15 protein-coding genes and 5 tRNA genes are annotated in these 19,544 nt (G+C 65.3%); 13 read left to right on the plus strand and 7 right to left on the minus strand.

Features of this window, described 5'->3' with window-relative positions; genetic code table 11:
* Nucleotides 1–23: 23 nt before the first annotated feature.
* The 4 genes from AC56KZ_RS10715 to metG form a co-directional block, all read right to left on the minus strand.
* Nucleotides 24–890 carry a segregation and condensation protein A gene (locus AC56KZ_RS10715; protein WP_497162160.1) on the minus strand — a complete coding sequence of 289 codons (867 nt, stop codon included), beginning with the start codon at nt 888–890 and terminating at the stop codon, nt 24–26.
* 12 nt (nt 891–902) lie between these two features.
* Nucleotides 903–1,082 (minus strand): DUF3460 family protein, encoded by a 180-nt coding sequence (locus AC56KZ_RS10720; RefSeq protein ID WP_497162161.1) that lies wholly within the window; start codon nt 1,080–1,082, stop codon nt 903–905.
* Between the two features lie 48 nt (nt 1,083–1,130).
* Nucleotides 1,131–2,447 carry an enoyl ACP reductase FabMG family protein gene (locus AC56KZ_RS10725; protein ID WP_497162162.1) on the minus strand — a complete coding sequence of 439 codons (1,317 nt, stop codon included), beginning with the start codon at nt 2,445–2,447 and terminating at the stop codon, nt 1,131–1,133.
* Between the two features lie 93 nt (nt 2,448–2,540).
* A complete protein-coding gene (gene metG, locus AC56KZ_RS10730; RefSeq protein ID WP_497162163.1) occupies nt 2,541–4,670 on the minus strand; it encodes a methionine--tRNA ligase in 2,130 nt (709 codons plus the stop codon).
* A gap of 167 nt (nt 4,671–4,837) precedes the next feature.
* Between metG and apbC the strand changes: the two genes are divergently transcribed.
* From apbC to AC56KZ_RS10775, 9 genes are all read left to right on the plus strand, one after another.
* On the plus strand, nt 4,838–5,926 hold the full coding sequence (apbC, locus tag AC56KZ_RS10735) for an iron-sulfur cluster carrier protein ApbC (protein WP_497162164.1): 1,089 nt from the start codon (nt 4,838–4,840) through the stop codon (nt 5,924–5,926).
* A 246-nt stretch (nt 5,927–6,172) separates the two neighbouring features.
* Entirely contained in the window at nt 6,173–8,749 is a 2,577-nt protein-coding gene (locus AC56KZ_RS10740; RefSeq protein ID WP_497162165.1) for a bifunctional diguanylate cyclase/phosphodiesterase, read from the plus strand.
* Between the two features lie 41 nt (nt 8,750–8,790).
* Nucleotides 8,791–10,161 carry an aminotransferase class I/II-fold pyridoxal phosphate-dependent enzyme gene (locus AC56KZ_RS10745; protein ID WP_497162166.1) on the plus strand — a complete coding sequence of 457 codons (1,371 nt, stop codon included), beginning with the start codon at nt 8,791–8,793 and terminating at the stop codon, nt 10,159–10,161.
* Nucleotides 10,162–10,249: 88 nt separating this feature from the next.
* Nucleotides 10,250–11,647 carry a glutamate--tRNA ligase gene (gltX, locus tag AC56KZ_RS10750; RefSeq protein WP_497162167.1) on the plus strand — a complete coding sequence of 466 codons (1,398 nt, stop codon included), beginning with the start codon at nt 10,250–10,252 and terminating at the stop codon, nt 11,645–11,647.
* A 64-nt stretch (nt 11,648–11,711) separates the two neighbouring features.
* Nucleotides 11,712–11,787: transfer RNA gene (locus tag AC56KZ_RS10755), tRNA-Ala, on the plus strand.
* Nucleotides 11,788–11,828: 41 nt separating this feature from the next.
* Nucleotides 11,829–11,904 (plus strand) — tRNA-Glu (locus tag AC56KZ_RS10760).
* A 94-nt stretch (nt 11,905–11,998) separates the two neighbouring features.
* Nucleotides 11,999–12,074, plus strand: a tRNA-Ala gene (locus AC56KZ_RS10765).
* A 37-nt stretch (nt 12,075–12,111) separates the two neighbouring features.
* A tRNA-Glu gene (locus AC56KZ_RS10770) sits at nt 12,112–12,187 on the plus strand.
* A gap of 51 nt (nt 12,188–12,238) precedes the next feature.
* Nucleotides 12,239–12,314: transfer RNA gene (locus AC56KZ_RS10775), tRNA-Glu, on the plus strand.
* Nucleotides 12,315–12,404: 90 nt separating this feature from the next.
* Here the strand turns inward: AC56KZ_RS10775 and AC56KZ_RS10780 are convergent.
* The 3 genes from AC56KZ_RS10780 to AC56KZ_RS10790 all read right to left on the minus strand — a co-directional run bounded on the left by AC56KZ_RS10780 (nt 12,405) and on the right by AC56KZ_RS10790 (nt 15,268).
* Nucleotides 12,405–14,276 carry a S8 family serine peptidase gene (locus AC56KZ_RS10780; protein WP_497162168.1) on the minus strand — a complete coding sequence of 624 codons (1,872 nt, stop codon included), beginning with the start codon at nt 14,274–14,276 and terminating at the stop codon, nt 12,405–12,407.
* A 32-nt stretch (nt 14,277–14,308) separates the two neighbouring features.
* Nucleotides 14,309–14,563: a hypothetical protein gene (locus AC56KZ_RS10785; protein ID WP_497162169.1), complete on the minus strand. Its 255-nt coding sequence runs from the start codon at nt 14,561–14,563 to the stop codon at nt 14,309–14,311.
* 132 nt (nt 14,564–14,695) lie between these two features.
* Complete coding sequence (locus AC56KZ_RS10790; RefSeq protein WP_497162170.1) at nt 14,696–15,268, minus strand: hypothetical protein; 573 nt, start codon at nt 15,266–15,268, stop codon at nt 14,696–14,698.
* On the opposite strand from AC56KZ_RS10790, the gene AC56KZ_RS10795 reads away from it, so the two are divergent.
* The 4 genes from AC56KZ_RS10795 to AC56KZ_RS10810 all read left to right on the plus strand — a co-directional run bounded on the left by AC56KZ_RS10795 (nt 15,263) and on the right by AC56KZ_RS10810 (nt 19,505).
* Entirely contained in the window at nt 15,263–15,631 is a 369-nt protein-coding gene (locus AC56KZ_RS10795; protein ID WP_497162171.1) for a hypothetical protein, read from the plus strand. The two genes, AC56KZ_RS10790 and AC56KZ_RS10795, sit on opposite strands and share 6 nt — an antisense overlap.
* Before the next feature lie 312 nt (nt 15,632–15,943).
* Entirely contained in the window at nt 15,944–17,116 is a 1,173-nt protein-coding gene (gene earP, locus AC56KZ_RS10800) for an elongation factor P maturation arginine rhamnosyltransferase EarP (RefSeq protein WP_497162172.1), read from the plus strand.
* A gap of 69 nt (nt 17,117–17,185) precedes the next feature.
* Entirely contained in the window at nt 17,186–17,761 is a 576-nt protein-coding gene (locus tag AC56KZ_RS10805) for an elongation factor P (protein ID WP_497162173.1), read from the plus strand.
* Between the two features lie 145 nt (nt 17,762–17,906).
* Nucleotides 17,907–19,505 carry an amidase gene (locus AC56KZ_RS10810; protein ID WP_497162174.1) on the plus strand — a complete coding sequence of 533 codons (1,599 nt, stop codon included), beginning with the start codon at nt 17,907–17,909 and terminating at the stop codon, nt 19,503–19,505.
* The last annotated feature ends 39 nt before the right edge of the window (nt 19,506–19,544 follow it).

A 19,544-nucleotide genomic window follows, 5' to 3' on the forward strand; every position in this document is an offset into this window, starting at 1 on the left:
ATGTGCTGGACGGTCTGGCTGGCTCATGCCGGCGAGTATGCCAGTCGCACGTAAATCGGCGCGAACGGTTCGGCCTGGGTAATCTCGACCAGGGTTTCCTTGGCCAGCTCGAGCAGGGCAACGAAGTGCACGACGACGATCGGCACCGACGCTTGTCCTGCGAACAGCTCGCCGAACTCGACGAAGCGTTGCGACTGCAGCGTGCGCAGGATGGCCGACATGTGCTCGCGCACCGACAATTCCTGGCGCCCGATCCGGTGGTGCTGGGTCAGCTTGGCGCGGCGGATCACGTCGAGCCAGGCGCGCTGCAGGTCGTAGGGGTCGACCACGGGCAGGACCGGCGTCAGGCTCTGCTCCACGTGCAGCGATGGCCGCTGGAAATCGCGTCCTTCCTGGGGCAGCGTGCCGAGCGTCAGCGCGGCGGTCTTGATCTGTTCGTATTCCAGCAGGCGCCGCACCAGTTCGGCGCGCGGGTCGCCGCCATCGTCGACCAGCTCGTCCTGCCGCTTGGGCAGCAGCATCCTCGACTTGATCTCGATCAGCATCGCAGCCATCAACAGGTATTCGGCAGCCAGTTCCAGATTGCTCTTGCGGATCTGCTCGACATAAACCAGGTATTGCAGGGTGACCTGCGCCATCGGGATGTCGAGGATGTTGAAGTTCTGCTTGCGGATCAGGTAGAGCAGCAGGTCGAGCGGCCCCTCGAAAGCGTCGAGAAAGACCTCGAGCGCATCCGGTGGAATGTAGAGGTCGGTGGGCATGCGCAGCAGCGGCTCGCCGTACAGGCGCGCAGTGGCCGCCAACGTGGCGGCGGCGGCGACATCGTCGAGGCCGGAGGGATCGGATGGCAATGTTTCCGGCGCATCCGGCGCGGCCTGTTCCGGCAGCATGCCCGTCAGCCTTTACACCTTGTTCTGGTAGGGATAGGCCCCCTGGCGCAGGCGCGACTGCTTCAATCGCTCTTCTTCGTCGAGCGAGATCGGCAGCTTGTCCCACAGCAGCGAACGGCCTTCCTGCTGGCGCTCTTCGATGCCAGGGGTGGTCGATTTCAGTTCATCGATGAACTTGGTATGGTCGGACACGTATCCGTTAAATTTAGGCATGAGAGTAAGTAGTCAGTCGATGTGGGTTCAAGGATGCAGCGCGTTCAGCTGGCGCGCGATGATGTCATGGTTCAGCCACAGTACCGGCGCAATTTTTTCCGACGCGCCATGGAACATCAGCGGCCCGGCGCCTTCCAGCACGAGCGAGGACAGGTGATCGGTGATCAGGGCCTTGCGGTCCTTGTGCAGGTCGGTAATCGCTTCCGAGGTGCCGATCATGACGTCGGCCAGCGCCGGGGTATTGTCCATCGGCCAGGCTTCGAAATTGCGGAACTGGGCGCTGGTCGGGTCGTTGTTATAGCCTTCGATCATGTCGAGCAGCGACTGCAGGGAAGTGCCTTCGCCCAAAAGTTCCTGGCAGATTGCCCATTGCTTCTCTGCCCATTCTCCGCCGCCTTCTTTTTTGAGCGCGGTCAGCAGCGGGAACAGCGACAGTTCGACACCGACGAAAATGTCGGACGAATTGGTGCGGATTTCCGGGCAGTTGAAGACGGTGGCAAGCACACCGGACTTCCAGGCGGCCTGGGCGATGCTTTCCAGGCGCATCTTGGCATAGCCCTGGGTGTAATTCGTGTAGGTCTGCCACCGGTACTGCCCGCCGATCAGGATCTCGGTGCCGTGGTAGCCGTAGGCCGTGTAGCGCACTTCGCCGCCCGCGGCCGTCACGCGCTCGCGGATCGCGCTCGAGGCGTCGATCAGGTATTTCAGCGTGTTGGCGCTGACTTCGTCGAAGTTCATCAGGATCAGCTTGCCGAGATCGCTGTCGAGCAGGGCGCGCGAAGACATGAAGCGCTCACCGCGGCCTTTGTAGATGCGGTTGGCAATGGCGAGGAACGCCTTGATCCGGGGAATGCCGCCGGCCATGGTATGGGCGAAGAAGACATTCGCGCCTGCCGGGACCAGTTTGTCGACCTCGGCCATGACCTGGGCGGCCGAGCTGGTGAAGCGGCGCACGCCGGCTTCGCGGCAGCGCTCGATCTTTTCCCAGTCCAGCTTGTCTTCCTGCCAGCCCTTCAGGGTCACGCCGGACAGCATTTCGGTCGGGTTCTGCTCGCCTTCGGGAGCGTCCATGTCGAAGCCGGCCATCAGCGGCACATTGATGATGCGCCCGCCGAGCTTTTCTTCGGCTTCGAGCAGCTCTTCAGCGTTGAGCGCGCGCAGGGCGCCGGTCTCGTCGCGGCGGCCGACGGTGATGCCGACCATGGTCATGCCAGCCTTGCGCGCCTCATCGATCAGGCCGTTCACATAGCCGCGGCCGAACAATTCGCCGAACAGGACGAAGACGTCGCCCTTGCGAAACACGTTGGCCTGCGGGATGTGGCGGAGGGGAGACAATTCGGTCATTTTTTTGGCTACCTATCAAGGGTTTGAAGGGGCGTTAGTCTGAAAGCGTGTTTCTTTTGGGAACGCCCGCATTATAACGCCGCCGCAAGGGTGTCAGCGGATGCGCATGCCGGGAGTCGCGCCCGGCATCGGGTCGAGCAGGTACAGGCCCGGGTTGGTCTTTTCGTCCGCCGCCGAGGCGCACAGCACCATGCCTTCGGAGACGCCGAATTTCATCTTGCGCGGCGCCAGGTTGGCGACCATCACCGTCAGTTTGCCGATCAGGTCTTCCGGCTGGTGCGCCGACTTGATGCCCGAGAACACATTGCGGTGGCGGCCTTCGCCCATGTCGAGCGTCAGGCGCAGCAGCTTGCTCGATCCCTCGACGTGTTCGCAGTTGACGATCTTCGCCACGCGCAGGTCGATTTTCGTGAAATCGTCGATCGTGATTTCGGGAGCGAGTTCTTCGATCGTGTCCTCGTCACTGTCAACCGGGGCCAGGGCGGCGACCGCCAGCGAGGCGTCCGACACGACCGCGGCCGGCTTGTCGAACAGGCTTTCGACCATCTTGGCGTCGACGCGCTGCATCAGGTGGCTGTAGGCGCCGATGCTGCGGCCCAGCATCGTGCTGTGCACCAGCTCGCCTTCGGTGTCGGCCCAGCTGAAGGACGCGTCGCCCAGGAATTCGGCCACGCGCGCGGCCACTTGCGGCAGCACCGGCGAGAGCATGATGGTGAGCTGGCGGAACAGGATCAGGGCGGCGGTGCAGACATCGTGCAGCTCGGCCAGCCTGGTCTCGTCCTTGGCCAGGATCCATGGCTTGTTCTCGTCGACGAACTGGTTGGTGACGTCGGCGATCTCCATGATCTCGCGCAGTGCGCGGCCGTAGTCACGCGCTTCGAAGGCGGCGGCGATATTCGCCTGGCGCGCCGTGCCGTGGAAGTACAGCGCTTTCGCGATCCACGATTTGGCGTTGTCCGACAGGTCCGAAGCGAGCTTGCCGTCGAATTTCTTGGCGATGAAGCCGGCGCAGCGGCTGGCGATGTTGACGTACTTGCCGATCAGGTCGCTGTTCACGCGGGCGACGAAATCCTCGCCGCTGAAGTCGAGGTCCTCGACCTTGGCATTGAGCTTGAAGGCCAGGTAATAGCGCAGCCATTCCGGATTCATGCCCAGTTCCAGGTAGCGCAGCGGCGAGATGCCGGTGCCGCGCGACTTCGACATCTTTTCGTTGTTCACGGTCAGGTGGCCGTGCACCGCCACTTTCAGCTTGTCGATGATCGGGTGGCCGGAGAAATTCAGCATCGCCGGCCAGAACAGCAGGTGGAAGGAGACGATGTCCTTGCCGATGAAGTGAACCTGCTCGGACGCGGGATCGTTCAGGAAAGCGGCGAAGTCGAGACCCTGCCTGTCGAAATAATTCTTCAGGGACGCCAGGTAACCGACCGGCGCGTCCAGCCACACATAGAAGAATTTGCCCGGCGCATCGGGAATCGGGATGCCGAAATAGGGCGCGTCGCGCGAAATATCCCAGTCGGCCAGTTTTTCGCCGGACTCGCCCAGCCACTCGGAGACCTTGTTGACCATTTCAGGCTGCAGGCGGCCCGGGGTATTCAGCCAGTCCTTGAGGAAATGGAAGCAGCGCGGGTCGGACAGCTTGAAGAAATACTGCTCGGAGGGCTTCAGGATCGGGGTCGAGCCGGTGAAGACCGAGAAAGGATTGACCAGTTCGGTCGGCTGGTAGGCGGCGCCGCAGACTTCGCAATTGTCGCCGTACTGGTCTTTCGCGCCGCATTTCGGGCATTCGCCCTTGATGTTGCGGTCGGCGAGGAACATGCCCTTGACCGGGTCGAAGAAGCGGTCGACGGTTTTGGTGACGATCAGGCCGGCATCGCGCAGGCGGCGGTAGATGCCGTGGGACAGCTCGACGTTTTCCGGCGAATCGGTCGAATACCAGTTGTCAAAAGCAATATGGAAGCCGTCCAGGTACTGGGCGCGGCCGGCGGCGATCTTCGCCACGAATTCCTGGGGCGTGATGCCTTCCTTTTCGGCGGCGATCATGATCGGCGTGCCGTGGGTGTCGTCGGCGCAGACGAAGTGCACCTGCCTCTGAACGTCGCCGTCGCGCTGCATTCGCTGGAAGCGGACCCAGATGTCGGCCTGGATGTACTCCATCATGTGACCGATGTGGAAGGCGGCGTTGGCGTAGGGCAGTGCGGTAGTGACGAACAGCTTGCGGGTCATGGTCGAAACGCTCGGTAGGATAAAAAAGAAACCATTTTACCAGTGGATAGCCGCAAGAACCTATCCCAGCAGGGGCTGTGGCCGGGTTCGCGTCATCGGATAAAAGCGCGGCGCAGGAAAATCCTGCTTTTTTTGCTACACTGCGCTCATCACATTCGGAGAAACACATGAGCATCACTGCGGACGACGTCAAGGCGGCATTGTCGAAGGTTATCGATCCCAATACCGGCAAGGACTTCGTGTCCTCGCGGTCCATCAAGAACATCCAGGTCGACGGCGCCGATGTTGCGCTCGACCTCGAACTCGGTTACCCGGCCAAGAGCCAGATCGCCGCGCTGCGCGCTGCGGTCGTGAACGGCGTGAAAACCATCCCGGGCGTGGGCAACGTCAGCGTCGCCGTGCAGGTCAAGATCCTGTCGCATGCGGTGCAGCGTGGCCTGAAGACCATGCCGAACGTGAAGAACATCATTGCGGTCGCTTCGGGCAAGGGCGGCGTCGGCAAGTCGACCACCGCCGTGAACCTGGCCCTGGCGCTGGCTGCAGAGGGCGCCAGCGTCGGCATCCTGGATGCCGACATCTACGGTCCGTCGCAGCCGACCATGCTCGGGATTAACGCGCGTCCGGAAAGCCTGGACGGCAAGACCATGGAGCCGCTGGAAAACCACGGCGTGCAGGTGTCCTCGATCGGCTTCATGATCGATCCGGACGAGCCGATGGTATGGCGCGGCCCGATGGTCACCCAAGCGCTGCAGCAACTCCTCGACCAGACCAACTGGCGCGACCTCGATTACCTGATCGTCGACATGCCGCCGGGTACCGGCGACATCCAGTTGACGCTGTCGCAAAAGGTGCCGGTCACGGGCGCCGTGATCGTCACCACGCCGCAGGACATCGCCCTGCTGGACGCGCGCAAGGGCCTGAAAATGTTCGAGAAGGTCGGCATTCCGATCATCGGCGTGGTGGAAAACATGAGCACCCATATCTGCTCGAACTGCGGCCATACCGAAGCCATCTTCGGCCAGGGCGGCGGCGAAAAGATGTGCCGCGACTTCGGCGTCGACTTCCTCGGCGCGCTGCCGCTGACGATGGCGATTCGCGAGCAGGCCGATTCGGGCCGCCCGACCGTGGTGGCCGATCCGGACGGCGCCGTGTCGGCCGTGTACAAGGCCATCGCGCGCAAGGTGGCGGTCAAGGTCGCGGAAAAAGCGAAAGACATGACCAGCAAATTCCCTACCATCGTCGTCAAGAACGATTAAGTTCCCGCACAGCCCGACCGCCCGCCACCCTCTGCGGTGGGCGGCTCGACCCTTCAAGCCGCGTTCAAGCACAGCAAACACCGCGCGACGTGCCGTGTCGCCGACCCGCCACAACTTCGCCCGTCAAGCGCGCTGCATGATTTTCGTTCTTGTGTCTGCGCAAAAATAAAGTCTGTAGGAAACTTGCTTCCTACACTGGCGTTTGATCTCACTCGCCGGGGCCGCTTGCGGCCAGACCAAGCACACATGAACAGCACCTGCGCCAGGTGGAGCGACCGTTACCTGGCCGCCACCCATTGGTTCATTCCCGCCGACTGCCTTGGCGGCCCGGCAGCTGCCCGCCTGCGCGCCGAAAACGTCGTCAACGCCGCGCTGCTGGCGGGCACCGTGGGACCCTTCTATGCGCTCGCCTACCATCTGCTGGGCTTCAGCGCGGCGGCGCTCGAGATCCTGCTGTGCTGCGCCTGCATGCTGGCTTCGCCGCTGCTGCTGCGCGCCAGCGGCAGCGTGCGCGCCGCGCGCGAACTGTTCCTGTGCGCGCTGTTCTTCAACTTTACCTGGCTGAGCTATCACCTGGGCGGCATCGGCGCGCCGACCGCGAGCTGGCTGATCACGGCGCCGCTGGTGGCGATGTTCCTGGGCGGTGTCGCCAGCGGCCTGTGCTGGCTGGCGCTGAGCTGCGCCGCCGCGATCGCGATCTATGCTCTGCCCGGCGCAGGCCATGCGCTGCCCGGCAATCCGGTGTCGAACATGGCGCTGCTTTACCTGGCCTGCCACCTGGGGCTGTTCGTGGTGGTGCTGGTGTTCGCCTTGCTGGTCGAGCTGACCAAGACCCAGGGCTTCGTCAAGCTCGAGCAAGCGCTGGGCACCATTAACGAACTGGCGATCCGCGACGAGCTGACCGGCGTGCATAACCGCCGTTACCTGATGAGCCTGATCGACAAGGAAAAGGAACGCAGCGACCGCAACGGCCGGGCTTTTTGCCTGTGCCTGCTCGACATCGACTTTTTCAAGCGGGTCAACGATACCTGGGGCCACAGCGCCGGCGACGCCGTCCTGCGCGCCTTTGCCCGCACCGTGCAGGCGCAGGTGCGCGGCAGCGACTGTTTCGGCCGTTACGGCGGCGAGGAATTCATGCTGATGCTGCCCGAGACGCCGGTCGTCGACGCCCTGGTGCTGATCGAGCGGGTGCGCGACGCCATCGAGCAGCTGCGTTGCCTCGAGGGCGGCAGCGAGATCGCGCTGACGGTGTCGGTCGGCGTGGCCGAGTACCGCATGGGCGAAGCGGTCGCCCATGCGGTCGCGCGTGCCGACGAGGCGCTCTACCTGGCCAAGTCGAGCGGGCGCAACCGCGTGGTATGCCATGGGCGCGACGATGCCCAGGGTCTGCTGGCGCCATGCGGCAGCGCAGCTGGGGTATTCACCTTGCCCGATCGGCAGGACCTAGGCGCCAGTGTCGGACGCCTGCTCGACAACGTGCATTGCGACCAGTTGACGGGCCTCCTGAACCGGCGCCTGCTGCGCGACCGCCTGCGCCACGCGATGGACCGGGCCAACCGCAACCGGCGCCTGGTCGCGCTGCTGCTCCTGAATATCAACGGTTTCAAGGAAGTGAACGACGCCCTCGGCTACGAGGCCGGCGATGCGCTGCTGGTGCAGGCAGGACGCATGGTGCGCGAATGCCTGCGCGATTGCGACACGGTGGCGCGCTGGAGCGGCGACGAGTTCGTGGCCCTGCTGGAAGACCTGGGCGCCGAGACCGATGCGCGCCAGGTGGTGGAAAAGATCCTCGACCGCTTCGGGCTGCCGCTGACGCTGGGCGAGCGCGAATGCTTCATCACCCTATCGGTCGGGGTGGCCCTGTATCCGGCGGCCGACTGCGACCTCGACATGCTGCTCAAGCGCGCCGACATCGCCATGCGCGGCGCGCGCGCCTGGGGCGAAAACAGCGTGCAGGTGTATTCAAGCGCCGCCTGCGAGCCGAAAAGCGAGCGCCTTGCCCTGAAAAACGGCCTGCGCGATGCACTGGCGCGCGGCCAGCTCTTCCTCGAATACCAGCCCCAGGTCGATCTGGCCACGCGCCGCATCAATGGCGTCGAGGCGCTGCTGCGCTGGCAGCACCCGGCCTACGGGCGCATCGCCCCCGGCCGCTTCATTGCGCTGGCCGAGGAAACCGGCATGATCGTGCCGATCGGCGACTGGGTGCTGCGTACCGCCTGCGCCCAGAACCGGGCCTGGCGCGAGGCCGGCTTCCCCGCCGTGAAGATGGCGGTCAACCTCTCGGCGCGCCAGCTGCGCTCCCCCGGCATGGCGGCGCGCGTGATGGAGATCGTGCGCGAGGCGCGCATGCCCCCGGGCTGCCTCGACCTCGAGATCACCGAAGGCGTCCTGATCGACGACGTCGAGGCGAACCGCAAGGTGCTGGACGAACTGCGCGCGGCCGGGGTGCTGGTGTCGATCGACGATTTCGGCACCGGTTACTCGAGCCTGAACTACCTGTCCGAGCTGCCTGTCGACATCCTGAAAATGGATGGCATGTTCGTGCGCCGCCTCGGCGCCAGCCTGCGCGCCCGGCCGTATGCGATCGCCGAGACGATCGTGGCGATGGCGCACCGGCTCGAGCTGAAAGTGATCGCCGAATGCGTCGAGACCGCCGAGCAGCTGGCCGACCTCGACGCGATGTGCTGCGACGAAGCGCAGGGCTACCTGTTCCACCGCCCGCTGCCGGCCGAGGGGGTGGGCGCATTGCTGGCGCGCCAGGCGGCCGCTGCCGAGGGCCCGGCTGCCGGGCCAGCCGAAGCGCCGGCGGCGAGCCTGGCCTGAACTGTCTTACCCCTTCCTTATCCATCGTCGAGGAAACCACCGTGAACGAGCAAACAATCGTGTTCGAAGGCGCCGCCGACATCGCGGCGCTGCAGGCCTGCGGTGCGCTGCGCGGCAGCACCAAAGGGTTCGCGCAGCCGTGCGGCCCGGACCTGATGCGCCGGGTCGAGCCCCTGGATGACTGGTGCGCCCTGCGCGCCGCCTATGGCCTGTGGCAGAACGGGCGGTCGTTCGAGGGCGCGCCGGCGGCCGAGGCCTGCGTGCGCGATGAAGGCGCCGACTCCAGCACGGCCACGCGCGGCGTGAATTTCGCGTCCAGTGATTATCTGTCGCTCGCTTCGCACCCGGCCGTGCGCGAAGCGGCCGCCGCGGCGCTGCACGACGCCGGGCCGCACAGCGCCGGCGCCGCCGGCCTGCTCGGCAACGGCCGCCTGTCGCTGGCGCTGGAGGCGGCGCTGGGCGCGCTGCTGCAGCTCGAGCACCTTACCCTGTTCCCGAGCGGCTGGGGCGCGGTCTTCGGCGCCGTCACGGCGCTGGTGCATGCGCGCGACTACATCGTCATCGACGAGCAGGCCGGCGCTGCGCTGCGCCAGGCCGCCGGCGCGGCAACCCGCAACGTCGTGCCGCATCGCCACCTCGACACCGGCCACGTGCGCGAGCTGCTGGCGGCCATCCGCGCGCGCGACCTCGACAACGGCATCCTGGTGGTTGCCGAAGGCCTGTTCGGCGTGGATGCCGACGTGCCGGACCTGCCCCTGATGCAGCACCTGTGCCGCGAATACGGCGCCACCCTGCTGGTCGACGTGGCGCACGACCTGGGTGCGACCGGCCCCGGGGGCGCCGGCTCGCTGGGCCAGCAGAAAATGCTGGGCAAGGCCGACCTCGTGGTCGGCGCCTTCTCGAAAACCTTCGCCGCCAACGGCGGTTTCGTGGCGAGCAGGTCGCGCGCCGTGAAACGCCAGCTGCAGCTGTTCGCCGGACCGTATTCCGCCTCGAGCGCGCTGTCGCCGGTGCAAGCGGCCTGCGTGCTGGAAGCCTTGCGTATCGTTCGCAGTGCCGAGGGGGAGGTCTTGCGCGCGGCGCTGCTGAACAATGCCGTGAACCTGCGCGCGCACCTGGCGGAGACCGGCATGCGCTGCCTCGGGCTGCCGGCGCCGATCGTGCCGCTGTGGATCGGCAGCGAGCAGGTGGCGCGCCTGGCCGGGCGCGCGCTGGCGCGCGAGGGCGTGTTCGCCGACGTGCTCGAGTTCCCCGGTGCGGCGCGCCTGCGCATGCAGGTCATGGCCGGGCACCGGCCCGCCCAGCTGCGCCACGGCGCGCGCGCCATCGGCTCGGCCGTTGCCGGCGCCGGCGCCGCGCTGGGCGTCGAACCGGCCTGCGCACCGCAGGGCTACAGGCGGCGCGGCCCCTGAAAAAGAGGAGGGGAGCACCGGAAGCGCCACGGCGGCCGCACCCGGCACATCAAGGTAAAATGGCCGTTTTCTCATTTCGGCTTTCACCATGACCGTCCGCACTCCCGTCCGCACCCGCTTCGCCCCCAGCCCGACTGGCTATCTCCACCTCGGCGGCGCGCGCACCGCGCTGTATTCCTGGGCCTATGCCCGCCATTTCGGCGGCACATTCATCCTGCGCATCGAGGACACGGACCTCGAACGCTCGACGCCGGAAGCGGTGCAGGCGATCCTCGACGGTATGCAGTGGCTCGGCCTGGCGCACGACGAAGGCCCGTTCTACCAGATGCAGCGCATGGACCGTTACCGCGAGGTGGTGAAAGGCATGCTCGACGCCGGCACGGCCTACCTGTGCTATTGCTCGCCCGACGAAGTCGAAGCGATGCGCGAGCGGATGCGCGCATCCGGCGAGAAGCCGCGCTACGACGGCACTTGGCGTCCGGAAGCGGGCAAGACCTTGCCTGCCGTGCCCGAGGGCGTAAAACCCGTCGTGCGCTTCAAGAATCCGCTGGACGGCGAAGTGACCTGGAACGATGTCGTCAAGGGCCCGATCACGATCGCCAACAAGGAACTCGACGACCTGATCATCGCCCGTCCCGACGGCACCCCGACCTATAATTTCTGCGTGTCTGTCGACGACTGGGATATGCAAATCACGCACGTGCTGCGCGGCGACGACCACGTCAACAACACGCCGCGCCAGATCAACATCCTGCGCGCGCTCGGCGCCGAGCTGCCGGAATACGGCCACCTGCCGATGATCCTCGGCGCGGACGGCCAGAAACTGTCCAAGCGCCACGGCGCGGTCAGCGTGATGGATTATCCGGAGCAGGGCTACCTGCCGGAAGCGATGCTCAACTATCTGGCGCGCCTGGGCTGGAGTCATGGCGACGACGAGATCTTCTCGATGGCGCAGTTCACCGAGTGGTTCAACCTCGAGCACCTGACCGCCTCCGCCGCCCAGTTCAATCCGGAAAAGCTGGCCTGGCTGAACAACCACTACATCAAGGCCGCCGACAACGAACGCCTGGCCGGGCTGGTGCGTCCGAAAATGACGGGCGCCGATGTCGATGGCGCGCCAAACCTGCCTGCCGTGCTGGCCCTGGTGAAGGACCGCGCCAACACGATCAACGAACTGGCCGATGCGGCGATGCTGTTCTACCGCCAGCCGCAGCCGGATGCGGCCCTGCTGGCCCAGCACCTGACGGATGCCGTACGCCCGGCGCTGGCCGCTTTTGCCGAGCGCTGCCAGAGCGTCGAGTGGACCAAGGCGGCGCTCGCCGCAATGCTCAAGGAAGTGCTGGCGGCCCATGGTCTGAAGATGCCGCAGATCGCCATGCCGCTGCGCCTGCTCGTCACCGGCCAGCTGCAAACCCCGGCGATTGATGCGGTGCTGGAACTGTTCGGGCGCGAGGTCGTCCTGGCCCGCGTCACGAAAGGCATGTGATCGTCAAATCGGTATTTGCGTAATGCAAGAACCCCCGCTATAATGCTCGCACTTCAGCAGTACGGGGGGTATAGCTCAGCTGGGAGAGCGCTTGCATGGCATGCAAGAGGTCAGCGGTTCGATCCCGCTTACCTCCACCAATTCCTGAAGTGTTGTGAGTAGTAATAACGGTAGTTCCAGGGTCCCCATCGTCTAGAGGCCTAGGACATCACCCTTTCACGGTGAGTACCGGGGTTCGAATCCCCGTGGGGACGCCAAGGTTTTGGCAGAGTGTGTCAGAAGCTGCGCCAGCGGCAGCGGTAGTGGAAGTGAAGCGTTAAAAGCAGTATGTTATGATGTTGTTTGCCCGTGGGGGGTATAGCTCAGCTGGGAGAGCGCTTGCATGGCATGCAAGAGGTCAGCGGTTCGATCCCGCTTACCTCCACCACGTAGCCACAGTAGTCCAGCAAGATCGGCAGTCCAGGGTCCCCATCGTCTAGAGGCCTAGGACATCACCCTTTCACGGTGAGTACCGGGGTTCGAATCCCCGTGGGGACGCCAAGAATTTGGCAGGTGTAAGTTAACAGAGTAAAGTAGTGCAAACAGTTTTAGGTCCCCATCGTCTAGAGGCCTAGGACATCACCCTTTCACGGTGAGTACCGGGGTTCGAATCCCCGTGGGGACGCCAGTCAGCAGTAGCAGTACAAGCGATAGCAAAAGCCGCCTCGAGCGGCTTTTGCTTTTTTGCGTTGAATGTTCCTTTCCCCTTTCGTTTGCCTTACCAGCCCTGCGGCGGCATGCCGCCCATCGGGAAGCCGAGACCGAGCGATTGCAGGCCCAGCGGCGCCTGGCCGAACATCTGCGGCATGCCGGCGTAGACCCCGATGCCACCGTCTGCCCCCGGGCCACCCGCCATCGCGCCGATCATCGTCTGCCACGACATGGCCTGCTGGCCAGGTATCAGGGGCAGGCCAAGCGCGGACGGCGCATCGGGCAGGCCGCTGCCGATGCGGGCGGCGTCGCCCAGCGTGACCCTGCGCGCACTCATCCGGATCACCTGGAACAGCCGCTCCACCCGTTCCGGCGAGCGTGCCCGCGCCATTCCCTGGAATTCCGGCCGGTGCGCCAGGATCAGCGCCGCCAGTCCGGTGACATGGGGCGCCGCCATCGAAGTACCGTCCCAGGCCGCAAAATTATTCGGCGGCACTGCCGAAACGATCGCCACGCCGGGCGCGCATACATCCACCTGGGGACCGAAGCAGCTGAAGCGGGCTGTGAAGTAACCCTGGGCGTCGACGTCCGGTCCGATGGTCTCGCCGTGGTAGCTGTCGGCAGGAAATTCACCAAGCTTGCCGATGGCCGACACCGCCAGAACATGCGACGAAGCCGCCGGATACTGCACAGGGCCGCTGGAATTGCCCGCCGCCGCGATGCAGGCGACGCCGGCCTGTTTCGCCCGCACGATCTGGCGTTCGAGCGCTTCCGAGAATGCGCCGCCGCCCAGGCTCAGGTTGACCACGTCGATCTCGTGCTCGATGCAGTATTCAAGGGCCTCGATGAGTTGGCTGATCTGCCCGCCCGGGAAGAGCTTGCAGACATGGATCTCGGCGTCCGGAGCGAAGCCGCGGATGCCCCAGGCCGGATCGGCCGCGCCGATGACGCCGGCGCAATGCGAGCCATGGCCGAGCGTGTCCTCGGTCCAAGTGGTCGGGTCGACGCGCTTGTTGACGATGTCGAAGCCGGCGCCGATCCGGTTCAAACTGCCGTGGGTGGTGGCCGCGCCGGAATCGACGACCGCGATCTTGACGCCGCGGCCGCGGAACTGCGGCGGCAAGCCGTCGAGCCGCATGGCGCGCGCGCCCCAGCCCGTCGCGTTTTGCTGCGGGAAGTTCGGCAGCGTCGGCGAATCCGACAGCGCGTGCAGCAGCACGATGTTCGAGGCATTGAGGCCGATATCGGGGTCGCGCTGGTAGAAGCTCCAGTAATCGGCGCGCGGCTTTACGTACAGCCCGCTGATCGCGTGCGGATCGTCGCCGTACAGGCGCAGGCGCACGCTGCCGTCGGCGCCGGTCACGCCGGTGGCAGGCAGCATGCCGCCGAACAGCGAGACCTCGGCGTCGGCCAGCGGCGAGCCGTTCTGGCCGAGCACGACGAGCGTTACCTCGACGCTCGGGCCGTTATATGGCGTCAGCGAGGACACGAGGTCGGGCCGGCGCAGCATCGGGTCGGACAAGTACAGGTGCTGATCGCGTTCGACCAGCAGGCGCCCGCCGCCGCGCTGGAGCAGTTCGCCCGCCTTCTGGTCGGTCATGCGCGCGACAAGGATGCCTTCGCCGGCGCCATCGGCGGCGGCGGCGCCGATGGCGCTGCGTGCGCCGACGGTTTCCACCACGTCGATGTCGGGATTGGCCTGCAGCGCCTGTTCCACCACCGACAGGGACAGGGGCGCGATGCCGAGGGCGGCCATGTTCATGGGACTCAGGCTCGAGGCGAGCTGGCGCGGCGCAACCAGGTATTTTTTCTTGCGCTCGACGACGGCCCGGCCGGGTCCGTCAGGGGTGGGTAGGGAGCTTGCGCCCTCGCTGCCCTCCGGCGTTGAGGCGGGGCGGTCCGGCGCTTCTCCGGCCCCGCCAATGGGAGTTTTTGGCATGTCGATGTCCTTTCGATCACCTGCCGCCAGCGTCAGAACAGGGACAGCGGGCGGTCGGGTTCGATCATCAGTTGATGGAGGGTGCGCTGCCTGAGCAGCTCGATCGTCGTGGTGTCGCATTCGACGACGACGGTATGTGGCGGGCCTGAGGGCGGGCCAATCGTGTCCACCAGGCGCACGGCGGCGTCGTTGCGGATGCTGTCGATAAAACTGAGGAGCGCGCCGTTGTCTTGCGCGGCGCGCACGATATAGCGTTCCTGGGAAGCGGTGTCGCCGGAGATCGGCATCGGGCGGTCCTCCGTTATCCCCTTCCGCGCCCGAAGGCGGACGGGAGGGGGAGTCATTCATAAGGTGAGGGGTATGCGATCGTTGTCCCGCTTACCCGCCGCGGGCAGTGCCCGCCCGCGGCGGGCGCGTGCTCAATGGACGGTTTGCTGGCTCGCCAGCTGCGCTTGCTGCGCCTGGGCGTAGGCGCTCCACGGATCGGCCGAGAACGGCAGCATGCTGCCGAGCTGGCCGGCGATGCCGCCGATGGTGCTGCCGAGCTGCTGGTTGCCCAGCTGGCTGCCGATGAAGCCGCCAACCGGCTGTGCATACTGGCCGATCATGTTGCTCAGCCAGCCTTGTGGCGCCAGTTGGCCTTGCCCGGTCTGCTGCTGTGCTTGCTGGGACAATTGCTGCTGCAGGACGGCAGCCTGTTGCTGCACCTGTTGCAGCGCCTGTTGCAGCTGCTGGTGCTGCATCTGCAGTTGCTGCAGCTGCTGCATGATGGCGGCCTGCTGGCCTCCACCCTGTGCGTCGGCCGAGAATGGCAGCAGGCCGCCGAGGCCCGACAGCCCGCCGACAACATTGCCCAGGGTTGCGTTGCCGGTGACGCTGCCGAGCAGGTTGCCGGCCGGCTTGCCGTATTTCTGGATCAGGCCGCCGAAAAAGCCCTGCGGCGCCAGTTGCTGTCCTCCCTGCTGTTGTTGCAGCTGCTGCAGCTGTTGCATTTGCTGAAGCTGTTGCAGCTGCTGGAGCTGCTGGAGTTGCTGGAGCTGCTGCTGCTGCTGCTGCTGCTGCTGCTGCTGCTGCGCAGCAGGATCGGCGCCGAATGGCAGCAGGCTGCCGCCGATGCCGCCGGCGACTTCGCCGATGCGGCTGCCGAGGTTGGGATTGCCGAAGATACCGCCAATCCCGCGGCCGATCGCGTTGCCGATCGGTGCACCAAACATTCCGCCGAACAAGCCCTGAGGCCCGAACTGAGGCTGTCCCATTCCTGGTTGTTGAAATTCGTTCATGCTGCACTCCCTGGTTTCGGATGCGGCTGCCGGCAACAGTACCGGCGCTCGGCACGCGTCTGCGTGCCCGGCTGATGTTCATTCCCCTTACGCACCTGCTGCAAGCGGCCGCGTAGATGGCGTGGGCGTCCCGGTAAGGTCGGGCGCGCACGGAGGGCAGGGTAGTGGCGCGGAGCGCCCGTCTCCTGCAGGTAGCAATTGGACTAAGGTGGGGCAGCGAAGTTTGGGCGACAGCGACGCAATTCGTTCATCCGTCGTCTGCTTTGCGCTAGCGCAGAAAAAGGTGAAACAAGCCAGGTCCATCGCCGCCGCGACCCATCCAGGAACGCGGCCCGGATCGGTTAAAATGCGCTTCAGGCCGGCCCTACCGTCTTTCACCTTCACCACATGCACGTTTCCCACCATCCCCACCGCATTTCGCTGGCCATTTTCTGCACGGTTGTCGACAACTATGGCGACATCGGCATTTGCTGGCGCCTGGCGCGGCAGTTGCAGAGCGAGCACGGCGTCGCGGTCACACTCTGGGTCGACGACCTCGCCAGCTTCCGCCGTATCTGTTCCGAAGTGGACCCGGCTGCCGGCGAGCAAACCGTGCAGGGCGTGCTCGTGCGTCACTGGCATGGCCTGGAAGGAAGTTACACCCCGCAGGACGTCGCCGATATCGTCATCGAATTTTTCGCCTGCGATATTCCCCCCGGTTACATCGACGCGATGGCGCAATGCCTGCCACGGCCGGTCTGGCTCAACCTCGAAGGGCTGAGCGCCGAAGAATGGGTCGAAGGCTGCCACCGGCTCCCTTCGATGCATCCGCGCCTGAAACTGACCAAGCATTTTTTCTTCCCGGGTTATACGGCGCGCACCGGCGGCCTGCTGCGCGAGCGCGCGCTCGATACCGCGCGCCAGGCCTTCCTGTCCGATCCGCGCCAGGCCCGGTCCTTCCTGGCCGGACTGGGACTGGCGCAGTCCGAGACCGATGCGCTGAAAGTGTCCTTGTTTTGCTACCCGCATGCCCCGGTGGCCGCGCTGTTCGAGGTGTGGCGGGCAGGCGCGGAGGCGATCACCTGCCTGGTGCCCGAGGGCGTCGCCGCGCAGGCGGTGGAAGATTTTCTCGGCGCCGAAGGCGTCGCCGGCGTAGTAGCGACGCGCGGCGCGCTGACGGTACGCGTCTTGCCCTTCCTGGCACAGCCCGATTACGACCGCCTGCTCTGGGCCTGCGACCTGAACTTCGTGCGCGGCGAGGATTCCTGGGTGCGCGCCCAGTGGGCCGGCAAGCCCTTCGTCTGGCATATCTATCCGCAGGACGACCAGCTGCATCACAAGAAACTGCGCGCTTTCCTTGGCCGCTACAGCGCCGGACTCGACAGCGTGGCGGCGTTTTCGCTGCACTGGAACGGAGTGGTGGAGGAGGGCGACCTGGCCGCCCTGTGGCATGCCCTGCGCGCCGACGGCGCCGGCATCGAGGCGCGGGCTGCTGAATGGCACACCGAGATGGCCAAGAACGGCGACCTGGCCTCGAACCTGCTCTCCTTTGCCTCTTCACTATCGGCGTCACCCCGGTAGGCAGGCCAGGCGTTACGTGATATCATGCCCGGTTACTGCAACCCCTTTTTTTAGATTACTCAGACTCCTATGAAACCCGCAAAAGAGATCCGTGTCGGCAACATCATCATGGTTGATGAAAAGCCTTTTATCGTGCTGCGTTCTGACGTCAACGGCTCGAGCCGCACGGGCTTCACCTACAAGTGGAAGATGAAGAATCTTCTGACCGGCGCCCCGCTGGAAAACGTGTTCCGCGGCGACGACAAGTTCGACGTCGTCGTCCTCGACAAGAAGCCGGTCACCTACTCGTACTTCGCCGATCCGCTGTACGTCTTCATGGACGCCGACTACGAACAGTTCGAAATCGAAGAAGAGAACCTGGGCGACGCGATTCACTACCTGAAAGACAGCATGGAATGCGAAGCCGTGTTCTATGACGGCAAGGCCATCTCGGTCGAACTGCCGACCACGATCGCGCGCAAGGTCATCTATTCGGAGCCTGCAGTCAAGGGCAATACTTCGGGCAACGTCCTGAAGGAAGCGAAGATCGAGAACGCCATCGAAGCCCATCAGCACATCGTCATGGTGCCGCTGTTCGTGAGCCAGGATGACACCATCGAAATCGATACCCGCACCAACGAATACAAGCGCGTGGTCCGCAACTAATTTGCCACCAAGTCGCAACCAGGTCATCACTGACCGGCTTGCCCGCCGCCTGTAAAGAACGCTGCCCTCACCGGCAGCGTTTTTTTTCGTCCATGCATTGCCGCACTGCTATGCTAATGCTTTCATATAAAACAAGGGGAGACGCATGGACCGCAGGGATTTCGTTCGACTGGGTGTGGCCGCGGGAGCCGTTGCCGGCGCCGCCAGTTCTGCCGGCGCGGCGCCGAAACGGGCAGCCGCTGTTGATGACTTGCTCGATGCTGGCGTGCGCGAGCAGTCCGCCGCGATGGCCGCCGGCAAGCTGAGCTCGCAACAGCTGGTCAAGCGCTACCTGGCCCGGATCGCCGCCATCGACAAGGCCGGCCCGCGCCTCAATTCCGTCATCGAACTCAATCCCGACGCGCTCCGGATTGCCGCCGAACTCGACCGTGAACGCGGCGCCGGCAAGCTGCGCGGTCCGCTGCACGGCATCCCGGTCCTGCTCAAGGACAACATCGCTACCGGCGACCGGATGAGCACGAGCGCCGGGTCGCTGGCCCTGGCCGGCGTACGCGCCAACCGCGACGCCTTCATCGTCGAGCGCCTGCGCGCCGCCGGCGCCGTCATCATCGGCAAGACCAACCTGTCGGAATGGGCGAACATGCGCTCGACCCATTCGGTCAGCGGCTGGAGCGGACGCGGCGGCCAGACCCGCAATCCGCATGCGCTCGACCGCAACACCAGCGGCTCGAGTTCCGGTTCCGGGGCGGCCATCGCCGCCAGCCTGGCCACGCTGGCGGTCGGCACCGAGACCGACGGCTCGATCGTCTCGCCGTCCTCGAGCTGCGGCATCGTCGGCCTGAAGCCGACGCTCGGGCTGCTCAGCCGCAGCGGCATCATCCCGATCGCGCACTCGCAGGACACGGCCGGCCCGATGACGCGCAGCGTCGCCGATGCCGCCCTGATGCTGGCGGCGATGACCGGCGTCGACGCGGCCGATGCGGTAACCGGGGAAAGCCGGGGCAAGGTCGCCGACTATGCCGCGGCCCTGCGTACCGACGGGCTGCGCGGCAAGCGCATCGGCGTCGCCCGCAATTTCTTCGGCGGCAGCACGGCCATCGACGCGATCGTCGAAAAGGAACTCGCCGTGCTCAAGGAGCAGGGCGCGATCCTGGTCGAGGTCAAGGTGCCGAACACCGACAAGTACAACGAAACCGAAGTCGAAGTGCTGCTGCACGAATTCAAGCCGGACCTGGCGGCCTATCTGGCAGCCTACGCGCCGCACGCGCCAATCAAGAACATGGCCGACGTAATCGCCTTTAACATCAAGAATGCCGACCGCGAAATGCCGTATTTCGGCCAGGAGCACCTGATCGCCGCCGAAAAGCGGCCAGGTCTCGACGCCAAAGCCTACCGCGAAGCGCTGGCCAACAACCTGCGCTACTCGCGCGAGGAGGGCATCGACAAGGTCATGCGCGAGCACAAACTCGACGCGCTGGTGGCGCCCACCGGGGGCGTCGCCTGGCTGACCGACTACATCAACGGCGACCATTACGGCATGAGCTTCTCGTCGCCGGCCGCGGTGGCGGGCTATCCGCACATCACGGTGCCGGCCGGCTTCACGCGCGGCCTGCCGGTCGGGCTGTCGTTCGTCGGCGGCGCGTACAGCGAAGCGACGCTGATCGGCATGGCCTATGCCTACGAGCAGGCCAGCATGCGCCGGCGGGCGCCGGTGTATCCGGCCTCGGTGAACATCCGGGCGTAAAAAAAACGGCCCGGGAAATCCGGGCCGCTCGCCTGACCT

The organism is Telluria sp. LT2P34 (genome assembly GCF_059685915.1).

What these genes read in the sequence shown, in the direction of transcription:
- metG (WP_497162163.1), bottom strand. Translation starts at nt 4,670, where the DNA reads ATGACCCGCAAGCTGTTCGTCACTACCGCACTGCCCTACGCCAACGCC.
- AC56KZ_RS10780 (WP_497162168.1), bottom strand. Translation starts at nt 14,276, where the DNA reads ATGCCAAAAACTCCCATTGGCGGGGCCGGAGAAGCGCCGGACCGCCCC.
- gltX (WP_497162167.1), top strand. Translation starts at nt 10,250, where the DNA reads ATGACCGTCCGCACTCCCGTCCGCACCCGCTTCGCCCCCAGCCCGACT.
- AC56KZ_RS10805 (WP_497162173.1), top strand. Translation starts at nt 17,186, where the DNA reads ATGAAACCCGCAAAAGAGATCCGTGTCGGCAACATCATCATGGTTGAT.
- AC56KZ_RS10785 (WP_497162169.1), bottom strand. Translation starts at nt 14,563, where the DNA reads ATGCCGATCTCCGGCGACACCGCTTCCCAGGAACGCTATATCGTGCGC.
- AC56KZ_RS10725 (WP_497162162.1), bottom strand. Translation starts at nt 2,447, where the DNA reads ATGACCGAATTGTCTCCCCTCCGCCACATCCCGCAGGCCAACGTGTTT.
- apbC (WP_497162164.1), top strand. Translation starts at nt 4,838, where the DNA reads ATGAGCATCACTGCGGACGACGTCAAGGCGGCATTGTCGAAGGTTATC.
- AC56KZ_RS10810 (WP_497162174.1), top strand. Translation starts at nt 17,907, where the DNA reads ATGGACCGCAGGGATTTCGTTCGACTGGGTGTGGCCGCGGGAGCCGTT.
- earP (WP_497162172.1), top strand. Translation starts at nt 15,944, where the DNA reads ATGCACGTTTCCCACCATCCCCACCGCATTTCGCTGGCCATTTTCTGC.
- AC56KZ_RS10715 (WP_497162160.1), bottom strand. Translation starts at nt 890, where the DNA reads ATGCTGCCGGAACAGGCCGCGCCGGATGCGCCGGAAACATTGCCATCC.
- AC56KZ_RS10740 (WP_497162165.1), top strand. Translation starts at nt 6,173, where the DNA reads ATGAACAGCACCTGCGCCAGGTGGAGCGACCGTTACCTGGCCGCCACC.
- AC56KZ_RS10790 (WP_497162170.1), bottom strand. Translation starts at nt 15,268, where the DNA reads ATGCAACAGCTGCAGCAGCTGCAACAACAGCAGGGAGGACAGCAACTG.